8 protein-coding genes and 1 pseudogene are annotated in these 10,140 nt (G+C 68.6%); 7 read left to right on the top strand and 2 right to left on the bottom strand.

All coding sequences use genetic code 11. The annotated features are described in order from the left end of the window. Positions 1-1,802 (top strand): heavy metal translocating P-type ATPase (locus F3J14_RS30935; protein ID WP_166726164.1); only part of this gene is annotated, 1,802 nt, incomplete at its 5' end. Between the two features lie 10 nt (positions 1,803-1,812). Then, positions 1,813-2,178, top strand: coding sequence for a zinc ribbon domain-containing protein (locus tag F3J14_RS30930; protein WP_166726163.1), 366 nt, complete (start codon positions 1,813-1,815; stop codon positions 2,176-2,178). A gap of 289 nt (positions 2,179-2,467) precedes the next feature. On the opposite strand, the pseudogene F3J14_RS30925 reads toward F3J14_RS30930, so the two are convergent. After that, positions 2,468-2,986: pseudogene (locus tag F3J14_RS30925) on the bottom strand (GyrI-like domain-containing protein); the annotation flags it as partial. Between the two features lie 348 nt (positions 2,987-3,334). On the opposite strand from F3J14_RS30925, the gene F3J14_RS30920 reads away from it, so the two are divergent. The 4 genes from F3J14_RS30920 to eutC all read left to right on the top strand — a co-directional run bounded on the left by F3J14_RS30920 (position 3,335) and on the right by eutC (position 8,732). Continuing rightward, a complete protein-coding gene (locus F3J14_RS30920; RefSeq protein WP_166726161.1) occupies positions 3,335-4,798 on the top strand; it encodes a mechanosensitive ion channel in 1,464 nt (487 codons plus the stop codon). A 221-nt stretch (positions 4,799-5,019) separates the two neighbouring features. Then, positions 5,020-6,432, top strand: a complete 1,413-nt coding sequence (gene eat, locus F3J14_RS30915) for an ethanolamine permease (protein ID WP_166726160.1) — start codon at positions 5,020-5,022, stop codon at positions 6,430-6,432. A 111-nt stretch (positions 6,433-6,543) separates the two neighbouring features. Next, a complete protein-coding gene (locus F3J14_RS30910; RefSeq protein ID WP_166726159.1) occupies positions 6,544-7,941 on the top strand; it encodes an ethanolamine ammonia-lyase subunit EutB in 1,398 nt (465 codons plus the stop codon). Continuing rightward, complete coding sequence (gene eutC, locus F3J14_RS30905) at positions 7,938-8,732, top strand: ethanolamine ammonia-lyase subunit EutC (RefSeq protein WP_126226929.1); 795 nt, start codon at positions 7,938-7,940, stop codon at positions 8,730-8,732. The genes F3J14_RS30910 and eutC overlap by 4 nt, the downstream gene beginning before the upstream one ends. Before the next feature lie 38 nt (positions 8,733-8,770). On the opposite strand, the gene F3J14_RS30900 is transcribed toward eutC, so the two are convergent. Next, on the bottom strand, positions 8,771-9,655 hold the full coding sequence (locus F3J14_RS30900) for a LysR family transcriptional regulator (RefSeq protein WP_124501583.1): 885 nt from the start codon (positions 9,653-9,655) through the stop codon (positions 8,771-8,773). 154 nt (positions 9,656-9,809) lie between these two features. Between F3J14_RS30900 and F3J14_RS30895 the strand changes: the two genes are divergently transcribed. Continuing rightward, positions 9,810-10,140, top strand: a 331-nt coding sequence (locus tag F3J14_RS30895; protein ID WP_166726158.1) for an MFS transporter, incomplete at its 3' end; no start/stop codon positions are given.

The raw sequence follows: 10,140 nt of genomic DNA, 5'->3' as shown, positions 1-10,140 counted from the left end.
TGCTGGCGCTCGCGGCGGTGCTCGCGTGCGGGCTGACCACCTACAAGAAGGGCTGGATCGCAATCCGCAACGGCAACCTGAACATCAACGCGCTGATGAGCATCGCGGTGACGGGCGCGATGGCGATCGGCCAGTGGCCGGAAGCCGCGATGGTGATGGTGCTGTTCACGATCGCCGAGCTGATCGAGGCGAAGTCGCTCGACCGTGCGCGCAACGCGATCCAGGGCCTGATGCAGCTCGCGCCGGACACCGCGACCGTACAGGGCGCCGACGGCACGTGGCGCACGATCGAGGCCGCGCAGGTCGCGCTTGGCGCGGTCGTGCGCGTGAAGCCGGGCGAGCGGATCGGGCTGGACGGCGAAGTCGTCGCGGGCCGCTCGACGGTGAACCAGGCGCCGATCACCGGCGAGAGCCTGCCGGTCGACAAGACGGCAGGGGATGCGGTGTACGCGGGCACGATCAACGAGGCGGGTTCGTTCGATTATCGCGTGACGGCGGTTGCCGCCAACTCGACGCTCGCGCGGATCATCCACGCGGTCGAGCAAGCGCAGGGCGCGAAGGCGCCGACGCAGCGCTTCGTCGACCAGTTCGCCCGCGTCTATACGCCGATCGTGTTCGCGATCGCGCTGCTGGTCGCGGTGGCGCCGCCGCTCGTCACGGGCGGCGCGTGGCATGACTGGATCTACCGCGCGCTGGTGCTGCTCGTGATCGCGTGCCCGTGCGCGCTGGTGATCTCGACGCCGGTGACGATCGTGTCGGGGCTCGCGGCCGCGGCACGGCGCGGGATACTCGTGAAGGGCGGCGTGTATCTGGAAGAAGGCCGCAAGCTCGCATGGCTCGCGCTCGACAAGACCGGCACGATCACGCACGGCAAGCCGGTGCAGACCGATTTCGACCTGCATGCAACGGATGTCGACGCCGCACGCGTGCGTCACCTCGGCGCGAGCCTCGCGGCGCGCTCCGATCACCCGGTGTCGCAGGCGATCGCCGCGGCGGCCCGCGATGCGCAGACGGCGGCGTTCGCCGAGGTGGAGGCATTCGAAGCACTCGTCGGGCGCGGCGTGCGCGGCACCATCGACGGTACGCGTTACTGGCTCGGCAATCACCGGCTCGTCGAGGAGCTCGAACGCTGCTCGCCCGCGCTGGAGGCGAAGCTCGACGCGCTCGAGCGGCAGGGCAAGAGCGTCGTGATGCTGGTCGACGACACGCGCGTGCTCGGCATCTTCGCGGTGGCCGACACGATCAAGGACACCAGCCGCGCGGCGATCGCCGACCTGCACGCGCTCGGCATCCGCACCGCGATGCTGACCGGCGACAACCCGCACACCGCACAGGCGATCGCGCAGCAGGCCGGCATCGACGATGCGCGCGGCAACCAGTTGCCCGAGGACAAGCTCGCGGCGGTCGAGGAGCTATCGGCGGGGGGCGCGGGCGCGGTGGGAATGGTCGGCGACGGGATCAACGACGCACCGGCGCTCGCGCGCGCCGACATCGGCTTCGCGATGGGCGCGATGGGCACCGACACGGCAATCGAGACGGCCGACGTCGCGCTGATGGACGACGACCTGCGCAAGATTCCCGCGTTCGTGCGGCTGTCGCGCGCGACGCACCGCGTGCTGGTGCAGAACATCGGCTTCGCGCTCGGCGTGAAGATCGTGTTCCTCGGCCTCACGGTCGCCGGGCTCGGCACGATGTGGATGGCCGTGTTCGCCGACGCGGGCGCGAGCCTGATCGTCGTCGGCAACGGGTTGCGGCTGCTGTCGAAAGCCGGTGTGTTCGACGGCGCGCAGACGCAGCGATGAGGCGCGGGTGATGAGCTTTCTGAAACGGATCCTGGGCGGCCACGGGCGTGGTCATGGCGGCGGACACGGTAGTGGCGGCCATGGCGTCGGGCATCATGGCGGAGCGGGCCGGGAAAGTCACGGCGGCCACGATGCGCGTGGCCGCGACCGTCACGGCTGGGGCTGGCAGGCGTCGGCCGATGCGCAGGGCGGCCCGGCCGGTAACGTGCCGCTGCGCCAGCTCGCATGCGCGGGCTGCGGCGCGATCAACGCGGCGGATGCAAGTTTCTGCGCGCAGTGCGGCGTATCGCAGCGCGGCAACGCGTGCAGTCGCTGCCACGCGGCGCTGGGCGCCGACGCGCGCTTCTGTCCGAACTGCGGGACGCAGGCCGGGTAAGGCTCGCTCGCGGGCCTTGTTGCCGGCGTGACAGCCGATCTGGACTTCGGCATGGCGCCTGAAATGGCCATGATGTCGCAACGGGGCGCTAGCTCGCGCCCGCCCAGCAGCCCGACAGCCCGACAGCCCGACAGCCCGACAGCCGGACTGACCGACTGACCGACTGACCGACTGACCGACTGACCCGACTGACCCGACTGACCCGACTGACCCGACTGACCCGACTGACCCGACTGACCCGACCGTCCGACCGACCGTCCGCCCGAATCCTCGAGCCCCGGCCCGCCGATCAACGCAGCGGCAAATGAATCTCGGTACGCAGGTCGGCCGGCGCAGCATCCATCGGCGTATTCAGATACAGCTCGAACGGCGGCGCGTCGGCGGCTTCGCGGCCCGAGTGACGCAGCCAGTCGCCGTACAACCACTGGTAGGCCGTCTTCAGGTCCGCATAGGGGCCCGTATGCAGCAGCACCGCGTACTCGCCACCGGCGAGCGTCATGCGCTCGACGGGCGGCGCCGGCTCGACATCCGGCGCGCCGTCGGCCGGCACGAAGCCCGCTTTCGCGCGCAGCTGCGCTTGCGGCGTGGTATCGGGATCGTCGTAGAAGATCCCGATCATCTTCGCGCCGGGGCCGATCAGTCCGTGCTGCCCGACCCACGCGCCGATCTGCCCGAACGCGTCGCCGATCTTCAGGTACGCGCCCGTATGCGCCACCGCATAACCGTGCAGTTCCGGCAGCCGCCGGATCTCGACTTCATGCCTGAACATGTCTTCCTCTCCTCTCTGTAACGGATAAATCGGCCGGTGGACCCCGCCGCACCGTCAGCACGATCGACCCGCCGTACAGCACGCGACGCGTGTCGCATGGCGGACCCCCGCGGCGTGCGTCCCCCCGCAGGAATCGACGTCACGGTAGCACGCAGCCGCTCGATAAAACCTGCGGCGATACGTAGGACCACCAATTCTGCCCCTTTTTATTCCGGCGAAATGGGGTCTCGTCCCCGACGATCTTGTCTAAAGTTAAAGACGGTGAAATCGGGTGAACGCGTCATTTTTCTCGGGTAAGTTGGTCGGGCGCCCATGCACGGTTGTCGAAGTACGCGGGTAGTTCGTCGATGTTCAATCGCAACGCCACGTTTTTCGGGAGAATAAGAAATGGATGCTTCTAGCTTCATCACGTCGCTGCAGACCACGCTAGGCGGATACCTGCCCAAGATCGCCGGCGCGATCGGCATCCTGGTGATCGGCTGGCTGATCGCCGTGGTGGTGCGGGCCGGCACGCTCCGGCTGCTCCACGCGCTGAAGGTCGATCAGCGGATCAACGAAAGCACCGGGCAGGGCGCATATGTCGAGCGGATCATCGCCGGCGGGCTGTTCTGGCTCGTGCTGCTCGTCACCGCGGTGGGCATCTTCAATGTGCTCAACCTGTACGCGGTATCCAATCCGTTCTCGCTGCTGGTCACGCACATCGTCAACTACCTGCCGAACCTGATCGGCGGCGCGGCGCTGACGCTGATCGCGTGGTTGATCGCGTCGCTGCTGCGCAGCCTCGCGAACCGCGCGCTGCGAGCGAGCAAGGTCGACGACAAGCTGTCCGAAAGCGCGGGCATGCAGCCGATGAGCGGCTATCTCGGCGACGTGCTGTTCTGGCTCGTGATCCTGATGTTCCTGCCGGCGATCCTCGGGTCGTTCGCGCTGTCCGGCCTGCTGTCGCCGGTGCAGGGGATGGTCGACAAGCTGCTCGCGATCGTGCCGAACCTGTTCGCGGCCGCGGTGATCGGCGTCGTCGGCTGGATCGTCGCGCGCGTGCTGCGCGGCCTCGTGACGAACCTGCTGGTCGCCGCCGGCGCCGACCGCCTCACCGCGAGTCTCGACAGCCCGACACCGGTGCGTGTGTCGAGCCTGATCGGCACGATCGTCTACGTGTTCGTGTTCGTGCCGACGTTGATCTCCGCGCTCGACGCACTGAAAATCGACGCGATCTCGATTCCCGCCACCAACATGCTGAACCAGTTTCTCGGCGCGGTGCCGGACATCGTCGCGGCGATCGTGATCGTGCTGGTCACGTTCTATTTCGCGCGCTTCGTCGCGTCGCTCGCGCAGCGGCTGCTGGAAGCCGCCGGCGCCGACGGATTGCCGGCCTTGCTCGGCGTCGAGCGCGTGTTCTCGGGGATCTTGCAGCCGTCGGTGCTGGTCGCGCGGCTGATCGTGTTCTTCGCGATGCTGTTCGCGGCGGTCGAGGCCGCCAACCGGCTCGGCTTCACGCAGGTGCGCGACGTCGTCACGCTGTTCATCGAATTCGGCGGCCACGTGCTGATGGGCGGCGTGATCCTCGTGATCGGCGTGTGGCTCGCGAGCCTCGCGCGCCGCGTGATCGAGCAGGCCGACCGCGAACACAGCGTGCTGTTCGCGCGGATCGCGCAATTCGCGATCCTCGGCCTCGTGTTCGCGATGGGGCTGCGCGCGATGGGCATCGCCAACGAGATCGTGCAGCTCGCGTTCGGCCTCGTGCTCGGCGCGATCGCGGTGGCGGTCGCGCTGTCGTTCGGCCTCGGTGGCCGCGAAGCGGCCGGCAAGCTGCTCGACCGCTGGTTCAACCAGCGCGGCGGCGGCCAGTAAGCGGCGTCGTGTCGCCCCCCGGCCGCTTCCTGCGGCCGGAGGGCGCGCGCATGACGGGCGCATCAGGGGCGCAAGACGAGCGTGGCCCGCGGCCGGTGTTGCCGTCGGCGAAACGCCAGCCGTCATCTTTGCCGAATTTCGATAACACGTCCTTTAATGACTCTCTAGCATCGATTCTCAGTCGCGCGGGCCGGCAGGCCGGCGCCTTTCAGGAGAATCCGATGAAAGCAGAGTCGAATGGCCGGCCCGCCGCCGGCGCCAAGTCGTCCGGCCAGCCCGCGCTGCAGCAGACGCTCGGGACCTGGCAACTGTGGGGCATCGCAGTCGGCCTCGTGATTTCCGGCGAATACTTCGGCTGGAGCTACGGCTGGGCGAGTGCCGGCACGCTGGGTTTCGTGATCACTGCGGTGTTCGTCGCGGCGATGTACACCACCTTCATCTTCAGCTTCACCGAACTGACGACGTCGATCCCGCATGCGGGCGGCCCGTTCGCGTATGCGCGCCGCGCGTTCGGCCCGGCGGGCGGCTATCTCGCCGGCGCGGCGACGCTCGTCGAGTTCGTGTTCGCGCCGCCCGCGATCGCGCTGGCGATCGGCGCGTACCTGCACGTGCAGTTTCCGGGGCTCGAACCGAAACACGCGGCGATGGGTGCGTATCTCGTCTTCATGGCGCTGAACATCGTCGGCGTGCAGATCGCCGCGACGTTCGAGCTGGTCGTCACGCTGTTCGCGATCTTCGAGCTGCTGGTGTTCATGGGCGTCGTGTCGCCGGGCTTCGCGTGGAGCAACTTCACGAAGGGCGGCTGGTCGGGCGCCGATCATTTCAGCGTCGGCGCATTCCACGGGATGTTCGCGGCGATCCCGTTCGCGATCTGGTTCTTCCTCGCGATCGAGGGCGTCGCGATGGCCGCCGAGGAGGCGAAGAACCCGAAGCGCTCGATCCCGATCGCGTACGTGGCCGGCATCCTGACCCTCGTCGCGCTCGCGATCGGCGTGATGGTGTTCGCCGGCGGCGCGGGCGACTGGACCAAGCTCGCGAACATCAACGACCCGCTGCCGCAGGCGATGAAGTACATCGTCGGCGCGAACAGCGGCTGGATGCACATGCTCGTGTGGCTCGGGCTGTTCGGGCTGGTCGCGTCGTTCCACGGGATCATCCTCGGCTATTCGCGCCAGATCTTCGCGCTGGCGCGTGAGGGCTACCTGCCGGAATGGCTCGCGAAGGTGCATCCGCGCTTCCGGACGCCTTATCGCGCGATTCTCGCCGGCGGCGTGGTCGGGATCGCCGCGATCTACAGCGACGAGCTGATCCAGTTCGGCGGCCAGACGCTCACCGCGAACATCGTGACGATGTCGGTGTTCGGTGCGATCGTGATGTATATCGTAAGCATGGCGGCGCTGTTCAAGCTGCGCCGTTCGCAGCCGGACATGGCGCGGCCGTTCCGCGCGCCGCTGTACCCGTTCTTCCCGGCATTCGCGATCGTGGCGGCCCTGATCTGCCTCGGGACGATGGTGGTCTTCAACGGGCTGGTGGCGATGGTGTTCGTCGCGTTCCTCGCGCTCGGCTACGCATACTTCCTCGCGACCCGTTCGCAGCGCGCGAGCGCGCCGGGCGACGTGGCGCTCGAGGAGTGAGCATGGCGAACCCGCACGGCCGCGCCTGACGGCATCCGGCGCGCCCCGTCGAACGGGCGCGCCGTCGGCGTCTGGCAAGGATGGGCAAGGACTGGCAAGGAGATTCGAACGATGGCCTACACGGAGACGATCGGCCCGCGCACGTACCGCTTCGCGGACCTGAAGACGCTGCTCGCGAAGGCGAGCCCGTTGCGCTCCGGCGACCAGCTCGCCGGCGTCGCGGCGGCGAGCGAGGAGGAGCGCGTCGCCGCGAAAATCGCGCTCGCGGGGGTGCCGCTGAAGGCATTCCTGAACGAGGCGCTGATTCCGTACGAGCACGACGAGGTCACGCGCCTGATCCTCGACGATCACGACGCGGCCGCGTTCGCGGAAATCTCGCACCTGACGGTCGGCGATTTCCGCAATTGGCTGTTGTCGCCCGCGGCCGACGGCGCCGCGCTCGAGCGGATCGCGGCGGGCCTCACGCCGGAGATGGTCGCGGCCGTGTCGAAGCTGATGCGCAACCAGGACCTGATCGCGGCCGCGAGGAAGCGCCGCGTCGTCACGCGCTTTCGCAACACGGTCGGGCTGGCCGGCCGGATGTCGGTGCGGTTGCAGCCGAACCATCCGACCGACGACGTGAAGGGCATCGCCGCGTCGATGCTCGACGGGCTGATGTACGGCTGCGGCGACGCCATGATCGGCATCAACCCGGCAACCGACAGCCTCGCGGCGATCGTGAAGCTGCTCGCGATGATCGACGGGTTCCGCGAACGCTACGGCGTGCCGACGCAGTCGTGTGTGCTCACTCACGTGACGAACACGATCGCCGCGATCGAGAAGGGCGCGCCGGTCGACCTGGTGTTCCAGTCGATCGCGGGCACCGAGAAGGCGAACGCGAGCTTCGGGATCTCGCTCGCGCTGCTCGGCGAGGCGCGCGAGGCCGCGTTGTCGCTCGGGCGCGGCACGGTCGGCAACAACCTGATGTATTTCGAGACGGGCCAGGGCAGCGCGCTGTCGGCGAACGCGCACTTCGGCGTCGATCAGCAGACCTGCGAGGTGCGGGCGTACGCGGTCGCGCGCAAGTTCGACCCGTTCCTCGTGAATACGGTGGTCGGCTTCATCGGGCCCGAATACCTGTACGACGGCAAGCAGATCATCCGCGCGGGGCTCGAGGATCACTTCTGCGGCAAGCTGCTCGGCGTGCCGATGGGCTGCGACATCTGCTACACGAACCACGCGGAAGCCGACCAGGACGACATGGACACGCTGCTGACGCTGCTGGGTGCGGCCGGCATCAACTTCATCATGGGGATTCCGGGCGCGGACGACGTGATGCTGAACTACCAGAGCACGTCGTTTCACGACCAGCTGTACGTGCGCGAGGTGCTCGGCCTGCGCCGCGCGCCCGAGTTCGAGGAATGGCTGGAGACGATGGAGATCGCCGACGCACACGGCGCGCTGCGCGTGGCGAGCGCGCGCGTGCCGCTGCTCGCGGGCGCGAACGACTGGATGGGGATTTCCACATGAGCGACGCCGTCGAAAAGAATCCGTGGGCGCAGCTGAGGTCGTTCACGAACGCGCGGATCGCGCTCGGCCGCGCGGGCAACAGCCTGCCGACCGCGCCGCTGCTCGCGTTCAACCTGTCTCACGCGCAGGCGCGCGACGCCGTGCACCAGCCGCTCGACGCGGACGCGCTGCGGCGCGAGATCGAGGCGGCCGGCTTGCTGCCGACGCTCGGCGTGCAGAGCGCCGCGCCCGACCGCGACCACTATCTGCGCCGGCCCGACCTCGGCCGCAAGCTGTCGGATGACAGCCGCGGGCTGCTGGCCGGCTACGGCGCGGCGCTCGACGATGCGCCCGATGTGGTGTTTGTGGTGGGCGACGGGCTGTCGGCGTTCGCGGCCGCGAAGCAGGCGCTGCCGCTGCTGCAGGCCGTGCGGCCGCGGCTCGACGCGGACGGCTGGCGGATCGGCCCGGTGGTGGTCGCGACGCAGGCGCGCGTCGCGCTCGGCGACGAGATCGGCGAGCTGCTGCGCGCGAAGGTCGTCGCGATGCTGATCGGCGAACGGCCGGGGCTCAGCTCGCCCGACAGTCTCGGCGTGTACCTGACGTGGGCGCCGAAGGTCGGCTGCCACGACGCGCTGCGCAACTGCATCTCGAACGTGCGGCCCGAAGGGCTGCCGCATGCCGCCGCCGCGCACAAGCTGCATTACCTGATGACGCAGGCGCGCCGGCTCGGGCTCACGGGTGTCGGGCTGAAGGACGACAGCGATGCGCTGCTGCCGCAGGCGGACGCGGAGCGGATCGGCGCGGAATGACGGGGCGGCCGCGCGTTGCGCGGGAGCCGTCTACCTATCTACTTGAACAGCCGCTCGCACAGGAAGTCGACGAACACGCGCAGCTTCGGCGACAACTGCCGGCTCGACGGCCATACGATCGAGAACTGCCCCGGCGCGATCCGGTAGTCGTCGAGCACGGTGACGAGCGCGCCGGTGTCCAGCGCGTCGCGCGCGAGGAAGTCGGGCATGTAGCCGATGCCGAGCCCCGCCATGACCGCGCCGCGCAGCGCTTCCATGTTGTTGCAGGTCATCGCGGTGCGCAGCTTCAGCGGCGTGCCGTCGTCCGCGGCCAGCGCCCAGTCCTGCAGCTTGCCGGTGGTCGGGAAGCAGTAGCGCACGCAATCGTGCGCTTCGAGATCGTGCGGCGCGCGCGGCGTGCCGGCCTGTGCGAGATACGCGGGCGTCGCGCACAGCACGAACGCGAACGGGCCGAGGCGCCGCGACATCAGGCTCGAATCCGACAGCGGACCGCTGCGGATCACCGCGTCGAAGCCGCCTTCGACGACGTCCACCATCCGGTCGTTGAAATCCAGGTCGAGCTCGACGTCCGGATAGCGCTGCCTGAATTCCGGCAGCACCGGCAGCAGGAACCGGTAGCCGATCACCGGCAGGCTCACGCGCAGCTTGCCGCGCGGGCGCTGCGCGGATGCCGTCACGGTCGCTTCCGCATCGCGAAAATCCTCGAGGATCCGCTGGCAGCGCTCGTAGAAATGGCGCCCTTCGTCGGTCAGCGTGACGCGCCGCGTCGTGCGGTTGAACAGGCGCACGCCGAGCGACTGTTCGAGCCGCGCGATCGTCTTGCCGACGGCGGATGCGGAAATGCCGAGCGCGCGGCCGGCCGCGACGAAGCTGAGCGCCTCGGCGGTGCGGACGAAGGCGGCGATGCCGTTCAGGTTTTCCATCGACATAAGCGGGCTGGCAAGAAGAGGCGAAGAGGCTAATTGCGGAATATTAGTCCGTTATATCCGGAGTCTTGCACGGTTTTTCGTCGATTGAATCGGATTTATCTTTGATCGCTCTGGCGGCGCATCCGCGCCCGCTTTTCGAGGAGCGATGATGGATCACCCGTTTTCACCCGATTCGGCCAGCTCGGCGCGCCGGCGCGCGTGGGTGCTGGCCGCCGTCTGCATGGCCGCCGTCGCGCTGCCGTTGTCGTTTTCGGGCGGCGCGGTCGCGACGCCCGCGATCGGCCGCGACCTGCACGGCGGGCCGGTCGCGATGAACTGGATCACCAACGCGTTCATGCTCGCGTTCGGCAGTTTCCTGATGGCGGCGGGCGCGCTGGCCGACCAGTTCGGCCGCAAGCGCGTGTTCGCGATCGGTGTCGGCGGCTTCACGCTGATGTCGGTCGCGCTCGCGTTCGCACCGTCGATGCTCGCGCTCGACA

It is taken from the genome of Burkholderia sp. Tr-862 (assembly GCF_011753085.1).
Lineage (GTDB): Bacteria > Pseudomonadota > Gammaproteobacteria > Burkholderiales > Burkholderiaceae > Burkholderia > Burkholderia ambifaria.
Note: the sequence above shows the minus strand (reverse complement) of the source record. Positions and strands in the feature narration are given on the sequence as shown.

Coding starts and splice junctions, on each gene's coding strand:
- F3J14_RS30930 (WP_166726163.1), top strand. CDS start 1,813: ATGAGCTTTCTGAAACGGATCCTGGGCGGCCACGGGCGTGGTCATGGC.
- F3J14_RS30920 (WP_166726161.1), top strand. CDS start 3,335: ATGGATGCTTCTAGCTTCATCACGTCGCTGCAGACCACGCTAGGCGGA.
- eat (WP_166726160.1), top strand. CDS start 5,020: ATGAAAGCAGAGTCGAATGGCCGGCCCGCCGCCGGCGCCAAGTCGTCC.
- F3J14_RS30910 (WP_166726159.1), top strand. CDS start 6,544: ATGGCCTACACGGAGACGATCGGCCCGCGCACGTACCGCTTCGCGGAC.
- eutC (WP_126226929.1), top strand. CDS start 7,938: ATGAGCGACGCCGTCGAAAAGAATCCGTGGGCGCAGCTGAGGTCGTTC.
- F3J14_RS30900 (WP_124501583.1), bottom strand. CDS start 9,655: ATGGAAAACCTGAACGGCATCGCCGCCTTCGTCCGCACCGCCGAGGCG.